General features: G+C 40.0%; 11 protein-coding genes. All 11 read left to right on the top strand.

Features of this window, described 5'->3' with window-relative positions:
• Positions 1 to 147 precede the first annotated feature (147 nt).
• The 11 genes from AB5903_RS09080 (at position 148) to AB5903_RS09030 (ending at position 18,954) form a co-directional block, all read left to right on the top strand.
• Positions 148 to 1,230 (top strand): DUF4434 domain-containing protein, encoded by a 1,083-nt coding sequence (locus AB5903_RS09080; protein WP_272710979.1) that lies wholly within the window; start codon positions 148 to 150, stop codon positions 1,228 to 1,230.
• On the top strand, positions 1,214 to 2,656 hold the full coding sequence (locus AB5903_RS09075; protein ID WP_272711002.1) for a sugar porter family MFS transporter: 1,443 nt from the start codon (positions 1,214 to 1,216) through the stop codon (positions 2,654 to 2,656). Before AB5903_RS09080 ends, AB5903_RS09075 begins: the two co-directional genes overlap by 17 nt.
• A 78-nt stretch (positions 2,657 to 2,734) precedes the next feature.
• The gene (locus AB5903_RS09070; protein ID WP_272710980.1) at positions 2,735 to 3,907 is read left to right on the top strand and encodes an AGE family epimerase/isomerase; all 1,173 of its coding nucleotides are present in this window, start codon (positions 2,735 to 2,737) and stop codon (positions 3,905 to 3,907) included.
• A gap of 67 nt (positions 3,908 to 3,974) precedes the next feature.
• A complete protein-coding gene (locus AB5903_RS09065; protein ID WP_272711003.1) occupies positions 3,975 to 5,837 on the top strand; it encodes an FAD-dependent oxidoreductase in 1,863 nt (620 codons plus the stop codon).
• Between the two features lie 21 nt (positions 5,838 to 5,858).
• Positions 5,859 to 8,048 (top strand): GH92 family glycosyl hydrolase, encoded by a 2,190-nt coding sequence (locus tag AB5903_RS09060; RefSeq protein ID WP_272710981.1) that lies wholly within the window; start codon positions 5,859 to 5,861, stop codon positions 8,046 to 8,048.
• 32 nt (positions 8,049 to 8,080) lie between these two features.
• A complete protein-coding gene (locus AB5903_RS09055) occupies positions 8,081 to 11,101 on the top strand; it encodes a TonB-dependent receptor (RefSeq protein ID WP_272710982.1) in 3,021 nt (1,006 codons plus the stop codon).
• Positions 11,102 to 11,116: 15 nt separating this feature from the next.
• Positions 11,117 to 12,991, top strand: a complete 1,875-nt coding sequence (locus AB5903_RS09050) for a RagB/SusD family nutrient uptake outer membrane protein (protein WP_117940842.1) — start codon at positions 11,117 to 11,119, stop codon at positions 12,989 to 12,991.
• 33 nt (positions 12,992 to 13,024) lie between these two features.
• Positions 13,025 to 15,034, top strand: a complete 2,010-nt coding sequence (locus AB5903_RS09045; protein ID WP_272710983.1) for a family 10 glycosylhydrolase — start codon at positions 13,025 to 13,027, stop codon at positions 15,032 to 15,034.
• A 21-nt stretch (positions 15,035 to 15,055) separates the two neighbouring features.
• A complete protein-coding gene (locus AB5903_RS09040) occupies positions 15,056 to 16,858 on the top strand; it encodes a hypothetical protein (RefSeq protein ID WP_272710986.1) in 1,803 nt (600 codons plus the stop codon).
• Positions 16,859 to 16,946: 88 nt separating this feature from the next.
• A complete protein-coding gene (locus AB5903_RS09035) occupies positions 16,947 to 17,819 on the top strand; it encodes a hypothetical protein (protein ID WP_272710987.1) in 873 nt (290 codons plus the stop codon).
• Positions 17,803 to 18,954: a glycoside hydrolase family 10 protein gene (locus tag AB5903_RS09030; RefSeq protein ID WP_272710988.1), complete on the top strand. Its 1,152-nt coding sequence runs from the start codon at positions 17,803 to 17,805 to the stop codon at positions 18,952 to 18,954. Before AB5903_RS09035 ends, AB5903_RS09030 begins: the two co-directional genes overlap by 17 nt.
• Positions 18,955 to 18,963 lie beyond the last annotated feature (9 nt).

The following is an 18,963-nucleotide window of genomic DNA, read 5'->3' as shown; positions in this document are numbered from 1 at the left end:
AGATATTAAATATATATATATTTGCAGCATGATAATTGAATAATAGCAATTAATATCTAAAACAATGGAAAGCATAATTGATTTTTATCTTAAAAAAGCGTATTCAATAGGTTTTATATATAATAGTTTATCTTAATTTTATTAATAATGAAAACACGCAGGGATTTTTTAAAGAGGACCGCTTTGTTGGGTGCGTCTGCATTCATGACCCCTTCATTGTTAGGGCGAGAGAGTGATGGAGATTGTTTCTTTTCTCAAGAGTCTACCTCTTCCATGCTGGTCCCCATGGGCGATGCACTTAAAATTACCGGCACGTTCTTGGATGAGATATCCCATGATATTCCCCATCAGAATTGGGGGGAAATGGAATGGGATCAGGATTTTCGGTATATGCGGAGTATTGGAATTGACACGGTCATAATGATCCGGTCGGGCTATCGCAAATTCATCACTTATCCTTCAGCGCATTTATTGGGCAAAGGGTGTTATATGCCTTCTGTTGATTTGCTGGATATGTTCCTTCGCCTAGCGGATAAGTACAGCATGAAGTTTTACTTTGGCCTCTATGATTCAGGACGTTACTGGGATACGGGTGACCTTTCTTGGGAGATAGAGGATAACAAATACGTGATAGACGAGGTTTGGCAGAACTATGGCAGCAAATACAAGAGTTTTGGAGGTTGGTATATTAGCGGTGAGATAAGCCGTGCTACCAAGGGAGCTATCGATGCTTTCCATGCTATGGGCAAGCAGTGCAAGGACGTTTCCGGAGGTCTGCCCACTTTCATCTCGCCGTGGATTGACGGGAAAAAGGCCGTGATGGCTAACGGCAGTTTACTGACGAAAGCCGATGCTGTGTCAGTGGATGAACACGAGCGCGAATGGAACGAGATATTCGACGGCATACACGACGTAGTGGATGCTTGCGCCTTTCAGGACGGGCACATCGACTACGATGAACTGGATGCCTTCTTCACAGTGAACAAGAAACTGGCAGACAAGTATGGCATGCAATGCTGGACCAATGCCGAAAGTTTCGACCGAGATATGCCCATCAAATTTTTCCCTATTAAGTGGGATAAGCTACGAATGAAGCTGGAGGCTGCCAGACGTGCTGGCTACGACAAAGCCATCACTTTTGAATTCTCCCATTTTATGAGTCCTCAGTCCGCCTACCTACAGGCAGGGCATCTGTACAACCGTTATAAGGAGTATTTTCACATCAAGTAAGCACGCTAAATGTACAATAACCATGAATTCTACAGTAAATCTCCATTATCTGATATTCCTTTCTGTGGTGGCTGCTTTGGGTGGTTTCCTTTTTGGTTACGATGCTGCAGTCATTTCAGGTACTATCTCGCAAGTGACATCACGCTTTTCACTTGATGAAATACAGGTAGGCTGGTTTGTCGGCTGTGCATTGATAGGTTCTATCATCGGCGTGTTGATGGCAGGCAAGTTGAGTGACCACTGGGGACGCAAGGTGACGATGCTCGTGGCCGCTATCTTTTTCTCCGTGTCCGGTATCGTTTGCGCATTTGTCAATTCGTTCGACCAGTTGGTGATGGCACGTATTCTAGGAGGTGTCGGTATCGGTGTCGTTTCCATTGTTTCACCGCTTTATATCTCCGAGGTTTCCATCGCAAAATATCGCGGCCGTTTGGTTTCCCTTTACCAACTTGCCGTTACTATCGGTTTTCTAGGAGCTTACCTCACTAATTTCCAGTTGCTTCATTTCTCGCAGAGTGGTACCATGCTGGGTAACGAGTGGATGAATCGTATCTTTGTGTCCGAAGTGTGGCGGGGAATGTTGGGAGTCTCCGGAATCCCATCCGTACTCTTTTTTTGCATTATCTTCTTTATTCCCGAGAGTCCCCGCTGGCTTATCCTGAAGGGACGTGATGCACGTGCTGTAAACATTTTCCGTAAAATATACCTCTCCGAGGCGGAGATGAATGCCCAGTTGCAAGACACCAAATCCGTTATCTGCTCCGAGGCTAAATCTGATTGGAAGTTCCTGCTTCAACCAGGCATCTTCAAGGCCGTACTGATAGGTGCCGCCATTGCCATTCTCGGTCAGTTTATGGGTGTGAATGCCGTACTCTATTACGGTCCCTCTATTTTCGAGAAGGCCGGTCTGTCGGGCGGTGACGCCTTGTTCAGCCAGGTGCTGGTGGGCATAGTCAATGTAATGACTACCATCATTGCCGTATTCATCATTGATAAGGTGGGACGCAAGAAGCTGGTCTACTACGGTGTGTCCGGAATGGTGCTCTCGTTGCTATTCATCAGTTTCTACTTTCACTTTAGCGAAAGCATGAGGCTACCCAACTCTTTTCTACTTTTCTTCTTTCTTTTCTACGTCTTCTGTTGTGCCATCTCCATTAGTGCGGTCATCTTCGTACTGCTGTCCGAAATGTATCCCACGCGCATCCGCGGCATGGCTATGTCCATCGCCGGGTTTGCCCTATGGATAGGTACTTATCTTGTGGGCCAGCTCACCCCCTGGATGCTCCAGAATCTTACTCCAACCGGAACATTCCTGCTGTTCGCCCTCATGTGCGTGCCCTACATGCTGATAATCTGGAAACTGCTTCCAGAAACCACAGGCAAGTCGCTGGAGGAGATAGAATGCTACTGGATGAAGAAAGAATAAAATCGACCTTATTTATAATAATCAGGTTTCGGACTTGCGAAGCCTGAATCACAAATAATAACCTTCAAACATACCATTATGGATTTTAAAAAATTAGCAGAACAGTACAAAAACGAGTTGCTTGACAATGTACTTCCTTTCTGGTTGCGACATTCGCAGGACTTTGAATGCGGAGGTTACTACACATGCCTGGACCGTGACGGTCGGGTGTTCGACACGGACAAGTTTATCTGGCTGCAGGGGCGCGAAATATGGCTGTTCTCCATGCTCTACAACAAGGTGGAAAAACGTAAAGAGTGGCTCGACTGCGCCATTCAAGGCGGCGAGTTCCTAAAAAAGTACGGCCACGACGGCCACTATAACTGGTATTTCTCTCTCGATCGCCAAGGTAATCCGCTGGTGGAACCCTATAACATCTTCTCCTATACCTTCGCAACAATGGCGTTCGGGCAGCTCAATCTCGCTACCGGCAACCGGGAATACGCGGAGATAGCTAAGAAAACGTTCGATATCATTCTCTCTAAGGTAGACAATCCCAAGGGGCGATGGAACAAGCAGCATCCCGGTACGCGTAACTTAAAAGGATTTGCTCTTCCAATGATACTTTGCAATTTGGCGTTGGAAATAGAACATTTATTGGCTGAAGACTATTTGTTAAAGACGATGGATACTTGTATCCATGAAGTGATGGAAGTATTTCTGCGTCCGGAACTAGGAGGAATTATTGTGGAAAATCTGAACGAAGATAATAGCTTGGTGGATTGCTTTGAAGGTCGTCAGGTAACCCCCGGCCATGCTATTGAAGCTATGTGGTTTATTATGGATTTGGGCAAACGCTTGAATCGTCCGGAATTGATAAATAAGGCTAAAGATACTGCATTGAAAATGTTGGAATACGGTTGGGATGAAGAATTTGGCGGTATATACTATTTTATGGATCGTAACGGATTCCCCCCGCAACAATTGGAATGGGATCAGAAGCTTTGGTGGGTACATATTGAAACTTTGATTTCTATGATTAAAGGGTATCAATTGACTGGTGACTCCAAATGCTTGGAATGGTTTGAAAAGATGCATAATTACACTTGGAGTCATTTTAAGGATAAAGAACATCCGGAATGGTTTGGTTATCTAAGTCGTAGAGGTGAAGTGCTTCTTCCTCTGAAGGGTGGAAAGTGGAAAGGATGTTTCCATGTGCCCAGAGGTTTGTTCCAATGTTGGCAGGCTTTGGAAGAACTTGCCAATAAGTGATGTTGTGGTGATACGTTTTTAGAGTTAATTAGATATTTATATTATGAAAAGAAGTTTACTTATAACAATGCTGCTGTCTTTTCTCTTGGGAAGTTCATGTGTGAATAAGAATGAAGAGGGAATAGATGTGTTGATTATTGGAGGAGGTGCCAGTGGAGTGTCGGCAGGTATTCAGGCTTCTCGTTTGGGGGCAAAGACTCTGATTGTTGAAGAAACAGATTGGCTGGGTGGTATGCTTACTGCTGCTGGGGTAAGTGCGATAGATGGTAATTATAATCTTCCTGCAGGGATATGGGGCGAATTCAAAAATCGTCTGGCTGTACATTATGGAGGTTTGGATTCTTTAAAAACTGGATGGGTAAGCAATGTGCTTTTTGAACCTTCTGTAGGAAATGAAATTTTCAATGAAATGGTTGCGGCCGAGAATAATTTGCAAGTTTTGAAAAAAACTTCGTTGAAGACGTTGAAACGAAAAGGTCAAAAATGGTCTGTTCAGGTTAACTTGCCTAATGGTAAAGTGAAGGATATAGAGGCCAAGATTGTAATAGATGCAACAGAATTGGGTGATGTGGCAAAGCTTTGCGGAGTCCGTTATGATATCGGTATGGAGAATAGGCATGAAACAGGTGAGGATATTGCACCGGAAGCAGCCAATAGCATTGTGCAGGATTTGACGTATGTGGCTATATTGAAAGATTATGGTAAGGATGTGACCATCCAGCGTCCAGAAGGATATAGCCCCAATGAGTTTGCATGTGCTTGTACGAACGAGCTTTGCGTTTCTCCTAAAGAATCGAATCGCGTCTGGTCGAAAGATATGATGATAACTTATGGTAAATTACCCAATAACAAGTATATGATTAATTGGCCGATTGAAGGCAACGATTATTATATCAATCTGGTGGAGATGTCAGCAAAGGAACGTGAGGAGGCTTTGAAAGCGGCCAAACATTATACAATGTGCTTTGTATATTTCTTGCAGCATGAGTTGGGGTATAATACATTGGGATTGGCGGATGATGAGTATCCTACGGAAGATAAGTTGCCGTTTATTCCTTATCATAGGGAATCACGTCGCATCCATGGGCAAGTACGTTTCACGTTGAATCATATCACAAAACCATTTGATCAAAAAGAAAAATTATATAGGACATGTATCGCAGTAGGTGATTATCCGGTAGACCATCATCACACTCGTTATCAAGGTAAAGAGAAACTTCCTAATTTATATTTCTATCCGATACCATCCTACGGTTTGCCGTTAGGAACTTTGATACCTCAGAATGTGGAAGGTTTGATTGTTGCGGAAAAATCAATTTCTGTGTCGAACATAGTGAATGGAACTACTAGATTGCAGCCTGTGGTTATGCAGATAGGACAAGCAGCAGGAACTTTGGCAGCTTTATCCATCGAACAGGACAAGAAGATAGCCGAGGTATCGGTACGTGATGTGCAGAATAAGATTTTGGAGGCCGGAGGCTATTTGTTGCCCTATTTGGATGTGCCAGTTGATTCTCCTTTGTTCGCATCATTGCAACGGATTGGTTCTACAGGTATTATGAAAGGAGTAGGACGCAATGTAGAATGGTCTAATCAAACTTGGTTTAGAGCTGATGCATTGTTGGTAAAGAATGAACTACAGGGATTGTCTGATGTATATCCGAGTGTGGGTGTTACAATCGAAGGTAATTTACCCGTATCATTGCGAGAGGCTGCTGATTTGATAAAGAAAATAGCTGTAAGCGAAGGTATCGATATGGATGTGGATAAAAAAATAGAGGAACTTTGGACTGAGTTCCAATGGGGAAATGTTGATTGGACGGAAAATGTCTCTCGTGCGAAAATGGCTTTATTGATTGATAAGATTTTGGATCCATTCAATAAAAAACAAGTTGATGTTTATGGTAATTATATTGGACAGAAAACTTGAAGAGATATCTGAATAAAGAATATGAAAAACATTAAAAGTATACTTCTTGTTCTTATGTTATTAGTGTGTGCTTGCGGGTGCAAACAGATTCAAGAAGAAGAGAATAAGCAAAGAGACTATGTGGCTTTGGTTGATCCGTTGATTGGTTCAGGAGGACATGGACACGTTTTTGTAGGAGCTTCTGTCCCCCATGGTATGGTACAATTGGGCCCCAATAACTTATCTAAGGGTTGGGATTGGTGTTCTGGTTATCATGATTCAGACTCTACTATTATTGGGTTTGCTCATACGCACTTGAGCGGAACCGGAATTGCTGATTTAGGTGATATTATATTTATGCCTGTACATGGAGTAAATGGTAATGTGGATATGTTGTATCCTAAGGATTATGTCTCTTCTTTCTCCAAAAAAGCACAATATGTAACTCCTGGTTATTATTCCGTCTCTTTGGAAAAATATGGTATTTCAGCAAAGTTGACAGCAACGGAAAGAGTTGGTTATCATAGTTATGTTTATCCGGATTCAGTAGAGGCACAGCTGGTTGTTGACTTGGATGAAAGTGTACAATCATTAATAATGCGTAAAGGAACCTTGAAAGCTGAATTAGTGCAATTGAATGATACGGCTATTTCGGGTTATCGCATTTCGGATGAATGGGCTATGGATCATCGGGTCTTTTTTAATACAATATTTTCTGCTCCTATACGTGATTTTAAACTTTATCAGAAAGATAAAGCCGTTAGAGGACTTTTAAATTTTGGTTGTCTTGATGAGCCTTTGGTGGTGAAAACAGGTATTTCATACACATCGGAAGATGGAGCTGCGTTGAATTTGGCAAAAGAGTCAAACAATAAAGATTTTGATGCAGTGCAGGCCAAAGCTTATGCCAAGTGGAACCAATGTTTAGGGACAATTGATTTTCATGCAGAGTATGATGCAGAGAAGATATTCTATACAGCCTTGTATCATACGATGATTTCACCTTCAATATTTGCTGATGCTGATGGAAAATATCGAGGGGCAGATGGCAAGATACATAAGGCCGTTCCGGGCTTTACTCCGTATACTATATTCTCTTTATGGGATACTTATCGGGCTGTACAACCTTTGAATACGTTGATAGATGGTAAGGTTGCTGATTATGTGAATACTTTATTAGATATTTATGATTGTCAAGGTACATTGCCTGTGTGGCATTTGGCTGGTAATGAAACTAGTTGCATGGTGGGTGTTCATTCCATCCCTATCATTGTAGATGCTTGTTTGAAAAACATTCAAGGTATAGACAAGGAGCGTGCATTCAAGGCTGTTCGGAGTATAGAACAGATGAATGAAAATGGTTTGGACTATGTACGCAATCAAGGATTTATTCCAGCTGATAAAGTTTCTTGGTCTGTTGCTAGGGGGTTGGAGTATGCTGTTGATGATTATGCTGTTGCTATGTTGGCTAAGGATTTGAATAAGGAAGAAGATTACCGATTATTTTTAAAGCGTTCGAAGTACTATACACATTATTTTGATGCTTCATTGGGATTTATGCGTGGTAAATTATCAGATGGTAATTGGCGAATGAATTTCGATCCTTTTCATAGTGTGCACTTGGAAGATGATTATGTGGAAGGAAATGCATGGCAGTATACTTGGCTTGTTCCTCACGACCCAGAAGGTTTGATTCAACTTTTTGGTGGGAAAGAACGCTTTGTTTCAAAATTGGATAGTTTGTTTACGGTAAGTTCAGAATTGAATGAAGGCGCCTCCATTGATATATCAGGTTTGATAGGGCAATATGCTCATGGAAATGAGCCTAGTCATCACATCCTATATTTGTATGCATATGTGGGAGAAAATGAGAAAATGGCTCGTTTGCTTCGTCAAGTGTATAACAATTTTTATTCAACTCAACCGGATGGGTTGATTGGAAATGAAGATTGTGGCCAAATGTCAGCTTGGTATATTTTCTCTGCATTAGGTTTTTATCCGGTTAATCCTGTTGATGGGACTTTTGTCTTTGGAACTCCATTATGTAATGAGGCAACGTTGAAGTTGGTGAATGGCAAGGAATTGAAAATTAAAGTAAAAAACAACTCCAATGAAAATATCTATATCCAATCTGTTAAATTGAATGGAGTAGAGGTTGACTCTTCTGCCATATCTTATCAAGAGATTATGAATGGAGGAGTCTTGGAATATGAGATGGGAAAAAACAATTAATCTATTACTAAATCAAAATTAATTAATCAATTATGAAAAAAATCCTGTTTTTACTATGTTTGTTGGGGGCTGTCTGTATGCAAGCACAGAATCTAACGGTAAAAGGAGTGGTTTCGGATGATATGGATGTATTACCCGGTGTTACAATTGTTATTGCTGGTACCGATAAAGGTACAGTGACGGACATTGATGGAAAATATTCTATTGATGTGCCTAAAGGAAGTAAACTTATATTCTCTTATGTTGGGTACCGTTCTCAAACGGTTACTGCTAATCAGAGTAGATTGGACATTAGATTGTCTGTAGATGCTATTCAACTGGAAGAAGCGGTGGTTGTAGGTTATGCTAAGCAGAAAAAAGCAACTTTGACGGGAGCAGTTTCTTCTGTAAGTTCTGAGACTTTGACTAAGAGAAATGTAGCTTCTTTGTCAACGGCTCTTCAAGGAGCGATGCCTGGTGTTACAATCCAACAGACTTCAGGACAGCCGGGAGCAGACGGATCTACAATTCGTGTTCGTGGTATAGGTTCTATTAATTCTAATCAGGATCCTTTGGTATTGGTGGACGGCATTGAAACGGATATAAATCAAGTAGATCCTAATACGGTTGAATCTATATCGGTATTGAAAGATGCGGCTTCTGCTTCTATTTACGGTTCGCGTGCATCGAATGGTGTTATCTTGATTACAACTAAAAGAGGAAAAGAAGGAAAGATTACTACTACTTATAGTGGATATGTAACGATTCAACGTCCTACTAATATGCCCGAACCTGTTGCAGCTTGGGAATATTTGCAGGCAGAATTGAATTCTTGGGATAATGCTGGTATGACGGTGACAGAGACTCAGAGAGCTCAACAATTAAAATTGATAGAGGAACAGCGTACTTTGCGTCCAGATAATTGGAACCGATATGATACAAATTGGAAGGAAGAAACCATTAGTGATTATTCATTGATGCATAATCATAATGTCACAGTAAGTGGTGGTAGTGAAAACTTGTCTTTCTTTGGTTCTGGTTCTTATATGTATCAAGATGGTTTGATCCCTAATGATAATTATGATAGAACCAATTTGAGATTGAATGCTGATGCTAAGATTTTACCTTGGGCTAAGTTGGGCTTGGAGACTAATTTGCGCCAATCTAATTTGTCAAACCCGGGAATGGGAAGTCCTAAATCAATTATCAACCAGGCTTTATATATGTTGCCGACTATTTCAGCAGCAAAAGAGTTGGATGGTAATTGGGGATATGGAAAAAATGGTCTGAATCCGACTGCTATGGCCAATGATAGTGGAGAAAAACGAACTACGTCAACTGAAGCGTTGGTTAATGGAACTTTGACATTGACTCCTATAAAAGGACTGGATATAATAGGTCAATATTCTCGTAGACAAGTGACGAATCGTGGTCGTAGTTTAATCACTCCTTATACAACGTCTTTGAAAGGACAAGTTTTGGGAAATTATCCGGCACAGGATGGACTTACAGAATCTTGGAATCAAACAATTCGGAATTATTATCGAGCTCAAGCTTCTTATGAGAGGACAATAAAAGATCACTATGCTAAGTTATTAGTTGGTTTCCAAGCAGAAGATAGTGAATATACCTCATTCTCTGGAGGAAAGAAGGGTTTTGATTTAGGACAGAATTATCTGGATAATGGTGATGGATCTACAGCTACATCTAGTGGAGGAGCTAATTCGTGGGCTATAATGTCATGGTATGCTCGTTTAAATTATAATTATAAGCAGCGTTATTTATTGGAGATCAATGGGCGTTATGATGGTTCTTCTCGCTTTACGCCTGATAACCGTTGGGGTTTCTTCCCATCTGTATCGGCTGGTTGGGTTATCTCCCAAGAAAACTTTATGGAAAAAGCGAACGATATTGTTGACATTTTGAAATTAAGGGTTTCATACGGTCTATTAGGAAACCAAAATATTGGTAATTATCCTTATGCTTCTACAATAAATCCAGGTTATGGTTACTATTTGGGTGACAATAAAGAATTGACTCCGGGAGTAGCTCAGATTGCATTGTCTAATGCAGATATTACTTGGGAAAAATCAAAGCAATTTGATTTAGGTATTGATTTGAGCATGTGGAACGGTTTGTTGACAGTTACCGCAGATTATTATATTAAGAATGTATATGATATGCTAATGAAATTCCCTGTGCCGTATTATGCTGGTATGAAACCAGCATATTCAAATGCGGGTGATATGTCCAATAAAGGATGGGAAATTAGTATTGGACACAGAAATAAGATTAATGATTTTACTTATGGAGTTACATTTACACTTAATGATAATCGTAATAAAATTACGGATTTGAATGGCTTGAATTCGCAGGATAAAACATTGGTAGAAGGCTATCCTAATCAAGGTATATGGGGATATTTGACTGACGGATATTATAAAGATTGGGATGATGTTGCAAATTCGCCTAAATTGAGTAATGCTGCACGTCCAGGTTTTGTGAAATATAAAAAAGTATATAAGGGCGAGGATACTGATCCTATGTTGATAGATTCGCGTGATATGGTTTATTTAGGTGACCCATTTCCTCATTTTGAGTATGGATTGACATTAAATGCAGGTTGGAAGAATTTTGATTTAACAGTTTTCTTTCAAGGTGTTGGACAACGTTCTGCTTATATGAGTGGAATAGGTTTGAAGCCATTTGCCAATGGATCAAATCTTTTTAGACATCAGTTGGATTCATGGACGCCGGAAAATCAGAATGCCGAGTATCCTATTCTTGTGCCAGAGGCAAATTCTTCAGATAATTACGTGAAATCAGACAAATGGGTACGTGATGCTTCTTATTGTCGTTTAAAAAACTTGGTTATAGGTTACACATTGCCTTCTGCTGTTGCTAGTAAATTGAAGATTGCTAGTTTAAGACTATATGTTAGCGGACAGAATTTATTTACGATAAGTGATTTTTATAGTGGTTATGACCCTGAAGCTTCTTATAGTGGAACTCAGGGAGGTGAATTCTATCCTATTATGCAAACTTTTACATTTGGCTTAGATTTAAAATTTTAAAATAGAAAATAGTATATGCAAAATATATTGAATGTCAAAGCTTTTTTTGCTTTGTTTTTAGTGACTTTTTCTTTTACAAGTTGTAGCGATTATTTAGATCGTGAGCCTATGAGCGAATATTTGTCTTCAGATTTTTATAATAATGAAGGAGCTATAAAACAAGGTGCAACAGCTTGTTATGCTTTGTTAAAGATGGATCATACGAATGGAAGTAGCAGTAATATTCCTTTGTCTATATTATGGGATATGTATACTCCTTTTGGAATTGAGCGTGCTGATAATAGTTCTATGGGAGTGGGAAATATAGATTCTCGTACAAATTTTACTCCAGAATTTATTTGGGCTACCCTTTACACTTCTGTAGCAAGATGTAATTCTGTACTTGATGGAGCGGCTCCTTTTTATAATACTTTGTCTGATAAGGCTAAAGTTTATTTGGCAGAAATTAAAGTTTTGAGAGCTCATTATAACATGCAGTTAGTTTCATTGTGGGGTGATATACCTTATTTTGAAACATCGGTTACTGCTGAACAACTCAAGAATATGACTCGTACTCCATGGAGAGAAGTTGTAGATAAGATTATGATTGATTTGGAGGAAGCAGCATCAATTTTGCCTTGGGAGGCGTCTGAGTGGGGACGTGTTGATAAGTCTGTTGCTTTGGGCTTGAAAGCCCGTATGGGACTTTATGCAGGTTCTTGGTGTAAATTTGGTTTTGGTCGTGATGCTGTGAAAGATGAAGCGCAAGCTGAAATCTATTTTAAAGAATCTGCTGCCGCAGCCAAAAGAGTGATAAATGAGAGTGGGCGTGATCTAGCTATAAATTATAAGGACTTATTTACTCGTACTGGACAGATGAAGTCTGATGTTAAGAAAGAGAGTATGTTGTTTATGATGTTCTCTGATTTCGGTGATAAAAGCTATCATTATATGTCATTGGGAGAGCAATGTCGTATGATTGGGCAGAGTGGCCGTTTTCCTACTCAGCAATTGGTAGATACTTATGAAATGAAGAATGGTAAACGTATTGATGAGGTCGGTTCGGGCTATGACCCTAAGAAGCCTTTTATCAGTAGGGACCCTCGTTTGAAAGAGACTGTTTATACTCATCATGATACGATTATTGGTAATACAGGTTCGAATAAGATGAAATTCTTGATGGAGCTATTTAATCCTCAGACTAAATCGTGGGATGAAACCGGTGCAGAGAAAATGGTTGCTAATTTGGATTATGAGGGATCTGTTGCTCAATATGGTTATGTATTTAGCGGAGTAGGATTTGCATGGAAAAAATACAACCATTTTGATGACGAAGCTTCTGCGACTCCTACCTATAACATTCATCTGATGCGTTTTGCTGAAGTGCTGCTGACTTATGCAGAAGCTAAAATTGAATTGAATGAATTGGATGCTACAGTATTTAACGCAATTGATCGAGTTCGTGCTCGTGTAGGTATGCCTGGCATCCTGACAGTTGATCCTACTCGTGAAAACAGTCAGGCTAAGATGCGTCAAATTGTACGTCGTGAAAGAAAGGTAGAGTTGGCAAAAGAGGCTTTAATGCTGTTTGATATGCGTCGTTGGCGTACAGGTGCTTTGCAAAACGCAGAACCTACATATGGTTATCCTTTGCCGGTAGGTGTCGATGCTTCTAAGGGGATATATCCTGACGGATATGAGCAGGCAACTTCTGACATGGTGCCTTCTTATGGTGAACCTGGCTCAGAAAGAGATTTGAATGACATAGCCAGCTATGCTAAGTTTGCAGCTAAGTTGCGTATGCGTGATAAAGACCGTACTTGGGAGGATAAATTCTATTTATGGGCTATTCCGCAAACGGAGCGTAACAAGTGCCCGTGGCTGACACAGAACTTAGGCTATGGCGAGTAATTCTTTGGAAAGAATTATAATATGATAGTTAGTATGAAAAAATTGATTTGTTACATAGCATTTATTGCATTTGCTTCTTTTGTGTGTGCTCAACAAAAAGTGACTATTGAAGCTCCAAGTCCCGACCCTACATTGGTAGTAAGAGGACCAGAAAAGGAAATACGCTTTGTAGACCAGCCATTTTGGGAGAAGGTAAGTAACTGTCTTTATTTGTTCTCGGATGCATTCAACTCGAAAATTCAGTCTGATCGTACGGTGTATACGGCTTTGCAGATTGATAAGAATATGCGTGTAACAGCTATTGTAAATGGAGGGGTGGATAAAAACATTCGCCCTTCCTATACTCAAAAGCTGGAGATAGCTGTGCCTGCGGGAGGATTTGTCTTGTTGGCATCAGACGACGACTACACTTTTGCCGGGTGGAAAAAATTTGTTGCTGAAAATTTCAGGATTGGAGACCTTGTAAAATTGCGTATTGACGGTGAGATAGTCTCTTTGAAGCAGGTTATTGCAGCAAAAGAAGGAAAGACGCTGCCTACGATTGAACTGAAGGATGACTATATGCAAACTGTAACAGGAAAATCGGTAGAGGTCAAGGGTATTGTGACTTCTTACAATAAGAAAGAGGGGCATCAGTTGTTCTTGAAGCAAGGTGATTCTTCGATTGTATTACCCGTCAGTAGAAATGGAGAGTTTAAGGCTAATTTGGACTTGAAGCAAGGTACCAATTATTTTGATTTGCTCTTGATGCAGGATGGGGTTGAGGTAGGTAAACAGTCTTTGACCTTTTATGTGAAAAGTCAGCAGGATGACCAAAAAGAGCGTGTGATGTGGGTAGAACAATTTCCAAATGCTAAGGTACTTGTGAACAGGGAAGCTGTTTCTGCCATGATAAAAAACGTAAAGTCAGCCGATTTTACAGCGATTGGTCTGGATATTAAGGGGCCGGAAGGTTATGTCTCTTATCGGAAAAATGATCTTTCCCATTGTCCTTATTATACGGCAACTTCCAATCCGAAGAAGAAAGTGGAAGATACCGGATTTGATTTGCTTCAAACTGTTTTGGAAGAAGCCCATGCAGCAGGCATTAAAGTGTATGTTAGTTTCAATTTCTTTACGGAAGGTAATATAACAACTCATGACTCTGCAATATTAGGACAGCATAAAGATTGGGAAGAAATTGTACAACGTCCTGAAGATAAAGGAAAATTGCTGAAAATAACAGAGAGTACGCGTGGTAAAGAGGCTGCAGAAGGTAAACTTGTTGCTTTGGCTTTTGTGAATCCTTCTAATAAGGAGGTACAGGACTATCAGTTGCTTCGCGTGGAAGAGGTTCTTAAAAATTACAATGTGGATGGCATTGTATTAGACCGTTGCCGTTATGATAATTTGTATGCTGATTTTAGTTATGCATCTCGTAATGCTTTTGAAGATTATCTCGCAGCGCAGGGCAAACGATTGGATAATTTTCCTGCTGATGCTTTTCGTATCGATTCGTTGGGGACAATGGTGAAGGGAAAGTATTTTAAAGAATGGATAACTTTTCGTTCTCAGACAATCTCTGATTTTACTGGGCGTGTTAGAAATTTGGTGGATTTGTATAAAAACAAAAAGAATCCGAATTTGAAGATGGCTGCTTATGTGGGATCATGGTATGAGGTTTATTATCAGAATGGAGTGAATTGGGCCAGTCGTTCTTTCTCGTATAATTCACGTTTGGGATTTCCAGAGAGTGTGATTTACGGCGAGGAATATAACAAGACCAGCTATTTGAAATATTTGGATTTTCTGATGATAGGTACTTATTATAAAACGGCTAAAGAGGTGAATCGTTATATCACTTTAGGCAATATATTGACATGTGGTGAATGTCCTATATTAGGATCTATTAGTCTACCGGATTTGAAAGTTCCTAATCAGGGAAGAGTGTTGGGGGCTTCGCTTAAGAATTCTGCTGGATTGATGATTTTTGATTATTGCTATGTGGATTGGGCTAATTTTTTCGAACAGATGAGAATAGCTTATTCCATTATGAATAAATAATATATAAAACGAAGAATTATAATGAAAAATATTTTGATTAAATTGAATGGGGCATTGCTCTTTATAGCATTGTTCTTTACAACAATGTTTGTGTCATGTTCTGACGATGATGATAATCGTTCTTTTGAAACAGTACGTATTGTGGGAGTTAAGATTGATAGTAAGTTGTTTACTCCTTCTGTTATAACAGAAACGGAAACTGTGGTTGAGGTACCTGCCGGTAAGGATTTGTCAAACTCTAAGTTACAGGTATTGGTGGCTAATGGTGAACTTCAGAATTTTGTGAATGAAGTGGAATATGATTGTAGGAAGCCCCTCCCGATTAAAATCAAGGGTTATGATGGTACGGTTGTTCAAACAGATTTATGTATTAAGTCAGCTCCGAAGTTGCTGTCGTTGGTGGTGAAAGGATTGACTATTGCAGCAGAAGATATTCATGAAAGTGCATCTCGAATAATTGTTCAGGTTCCTGAGGGTACAGATTTGATGGCTTTAGAGGTTACACTTGAATTTGCAAACGGTACATTGCAGGATTTTCAAAATGGAGTTGCTAAGGATTATACCAATCCATGTAATTTTTCTTTGTTGGGAGTTGATGAGAAAACTGTGTATCCGTATGAGTTGATACTTACTACTGGACCGGTTGGCCCAGCGTCTATTGATGCTATTATTGTAAATGGAGTAGAATCTGATTCTCTTGTGGTAGAAAATAATGTGTTGACTCCTTATATTCCGGCATTAATGAACTTTTCTTCTGTAGATGTGGAATTGAAAGTTGGATTTGGTAACATAGTTGAAGAGGGCTTTACCGGCAAAGGTTTGAATTTGATGACTGGTGCTAATGTTGTTACAGTGACTGGAACAAACGGAATTGCAACGGAATTTGTGATAGGTGTACCACAGCTCTCTTTTGAGCCTCTTTGGACAAAATCTTATTCGGAATTAGGCTTTGGAGCCAATGACTTGTGTGCTGTTGGTTTTAGTGATCAATATTTATTGGCTGGCAATTACACTTCAGTTACCAAAACTCCTGTATACTATACTTTCAATGGTGAACAAGCCGGGCAGCTGTCTGCAGAAGGTGTGAATCCTACAGGTTATGGATTCCGTAAATTTGCAACAGATGAGCAAGGGAAGGTTTTGGCTTTGTCTCTTGGTATGAGCGGTGGAGAACAATGGATTTATAAATGGGATAACGTTGCAGGTAAGGGAAGTGAGTATATTTCATTCTCTAAGGCAAGTTTGGGGGTTGATTATAATCCTCGTGCTGCCGGTATTAATGTTACAGGTTCGTTGGATGGTGATGCCACAATCGTATTGACTATTGCCCAAAAGACAGATCTTTTTGTATGGACAGTTTCAGGCGGTGTATTGAACTCTACTCCAAAAAAATATTCTTTCCCGATTTCAGGAACAAGTTATTATTGGAGTATATGCGCTATGCCTATGGATAAGAAGGGATATCTTGGTTTTGCAGCAACAGCAAAAATGGACAATTCGGGCGTAATATGTTTGAGTGACATGATGAGCGAAACTCAACGCTTCTCAGGAATGTCAACCACGGATGGAAAGACTATATCTTACAACGGACGTGATTATTTGGCATTTGTTTCCCATAATAATAACAAAGGTACGATGTGGATTTGTGATATAACGGATGGCCAGCTGGATTCTTATAAGCATCCTATTTTCAAGCGTACAATGAAGGTAGAAGGTGGAAATGCTAATGCCACGATGGATGCTGATATGGTAGTTATTGATGGTAAGTTGTATGTGGCTTTTGCTTGTACGAACTTAGGATTGTATCTTTATGAATTTGAATAAAACTGTTTTTTAGCGAATGAATAATGAGGGTGTGTCAGGCGAAAAAAGCATTGTGATGCACCCTTATTTTTAATAAATCAGACTGATTATGAATATGGCATTGAAAATGGCATCTTGCTTAGCCCTTTTATGTTTCTGCTCTTGTGGAAATGGACAAGTTACGGAAGATATCGTAGAAGAGGATCCGATAAATACGTTCTTTAAAGATGAAACGCGTCCTTTCGCTCAGAAGTGTTTTGATGGCGCATATTACCGGAAAGCTGTTTCTGGTAAGGATAAATGGTTAGGTATTGGTGGAACCGTTGTACTTCCTCAAATTGAGTTTGATGAAAATAGAAAGAATCCCAATAAGCCGGGACAATACTTGGACAATCCTTCCGTTTATTTGGGAGGTAATATGGGCGGTCAAGAAACAGACATAGGTTTGACTTGGGAGGTGGTGAAAGAAAGTGGGGTTGTTAGTCAGGAGCGAAAGGCATTTCGACCTTTTATGCGCAGAACTGACCATATCAGTGGTCAAGAGAAAAATTATGCCAATGCACCTGCCGAAGAAAGATATTATTGGTATCCTGGCGAAGAGGTTACTATATCCATTCAGATTGTAGATGATTATAAATTGAAGTTCGTTGTAGATGGTGCAGGCAAACGTTTTGAAACAGATTATGAATGTGCTGGATACAAGAAAGGAAATATTGGAGAATTCAAACGCGTAAATGCTATAGATCAAGTAGCTAATGAAGGAAAACCGGTACAGCCGACACAAACACTGGTCAAAAATAGTTGTTGGAAAGAGACTTATTTGTTCCGTTTCTATAAGGACGAAGTGGTGAAGGCGCCTATGCATAAGGGACGATTTACGGATATGCGCTGTCCGGATTCTATATATTTTGATATAGATGCTTCGGAAGAAGAAAGTAGTAAAGGTAGCGAATGTATAACGATTAATGGTGGAGGAATTTAAGATGAAGAAGGCTTTGATGCAGGTTTTGATGTATGTATGTTTGATGTTGCCTTTGGGGGCTTGTAGTAGCGATACTCCTCAAGAGCCCGAGGGAGGAACTACTGCCCCTGAATATTTTTCGGGTGTTTGGATAACAAGTTCGGCAAGTCAGGTATTGGATTCGAAAGAAAATATAAAGAAGGCTGTAGACGTATGTGAAGAATATGGTATTAATCATATTTTTGTGGTAGTATGGAATAACGGGAGGACTCTATATCCCAGTCGAATAATGAAAGACTTGATTGGTGTAGAGATGATGGAAAAATATCAGGGACGTGACCCGTTGCGTGAAATAATAGACGAGGCACACGCTCATAATATTAAAGTACATGCGTGGTTTGAGTATGGATTTGCAGCATCGTATGGACAGAATGGAGGGATGATTCTGCAGGCTAAGCCTGATTGGGCTGCCCGTGATAAGACAGGCGCTCTGTTGATGAAGAATGGCTTTGTGTGGATGAATAGCTTGCATCCTGAAGTGCAGGGATTCCTACTCTCTTTGGTGAAAGAGGTTGTCCAAAGTTATGATGTGGATGGCATACAAGGAGATGATCGTTTGCCGGCGATGCCGTCTGAAGGCGGATATGACGACTATACGCGTAATTTGTATAAGAGTGAACATCACGAAGCCGAACCTCCTATGGATGAAAAGAATGGGGAGTGGGTAAGTTGGAGATGTGAAAAATTGACAACTTTTATGGCAAAACTCTATCAAGAAGTGAAACTGCAGAAGTCTTCTTTGATTGTTTCAAGTGCTCCGAGTGTTTTCCCTTGGTGTAAAAACGAATATTTGCAAGATTGGCCTTCTTGGTTGGATAAAGGATATGTGGATTTGGTGATTCCTCAACATTATCGTTATGACATAGACTCTTATCAGTCTACTTTGGCGCAGCAGTTGTCTTACGTTGAGGCAAAGGATAGAAAAAAGTTTATGCCGGGTGTTTTGATACAGAATGGCGACTATAATCCGACGGAAGATTATTTGAGGAAGATGGTAGAGTGTAACCGACGCAATCAAGTTTCTAATGAGTGCTTTTGGTTTTATGAAGGTTTGGGAAAGCTATCTTCATTCTTCGTAAATTATAGAAACAAGTAACAAATTGAT

Source organism: Bacteroides sp. 2201st1_D9_2201SCRN_220225 (assembly GCF_040928965.1).
Lineage (GTDB): Bacteria > Bacteroidota > Bacteroidia > Bacteroidales > Bacteroidaceae > Bacteroides > Bacteroides stercoris.
The sequence above is the reverse complement of the archived record's forward strand: the minus strand, read 5'-3'. Positions and strand labels throughout refer to the sequence as shown.

Excerpts from the sequence above, each read along its gene's own strand:
- AB5903_RS09080 (WP_272710979.1), top strand. The coding sequence starts at position 148 with ATGAAAACACGCAGGGATTTTTTAAAGAGGACCGCTTTGTTGGGTGCG.
- AB5903_RS09070 (WP_272710980.1), top strand. The coding sequence starts at position 2,735 with ATGGATTTTAAAAAATTAGCAGAACAGTACAAAAACGAGTTGCTTGAC.
- AB5903_RS09065 (WP_272711003.1), top strand. The coding sequence starts at position 3,975 with ATGCTGCTGTCTTTTCTCTTGGGAAGTTCATGTGTGAATAAGAATGAA.
- AB5903_RS09060 (WP_272710981.1), top strand. The coding sequence starts at position 5,859 with ATGAAAAACATTAAAAGTATACTTCTTGTTCTTATGTTATTAGTGTGT.
- AB5903_RS09055 (WP_272710982.1), top strand. The coding sequence starts at position 8,081 with ATGAAAAAAATCCTGTTTTTACTATGTTTGTTGGGGGCTGTCTGTATG.
- AB5903_RS09050 (WP_117940842.1), top strand. The coding sequence starts at position 11,117 with ATGCAAAATATATTGAATGTCAAAGCTTTTTTTGCTTTGTTTTTAGTG.
- AB5903_RS09045 (WP_272710983.1), top strand. The coding sequence starts at position 13,025 with ATGAAAAAATTGATTTGTTACATAGCATTTATTGCATTTGCTTCTTTT.
- AB5903_RS09040 (WP_272710986.1), top strand. The coding sequence starts at position 15,056 with ATGAAAAATATTTTGATTAAATTGAATGGGGCATTGCTCTTTATAGCA.
- AB5903_RS09035 (WP_272710987.1), top strand. The coding sequence starts at position 16,947 with ATGAATATGGCATTGAAAATGGCATCTTGCTTAGCCCTTTTATGTTTC.
- AB5903_RS09030 (WP_272710988.1), top strand. The coding sequence starts at position 17,803 with ATGGTGGAGGAATTTAAGATGAAGAAGGCTTTGATGCAGGTTTTGATG.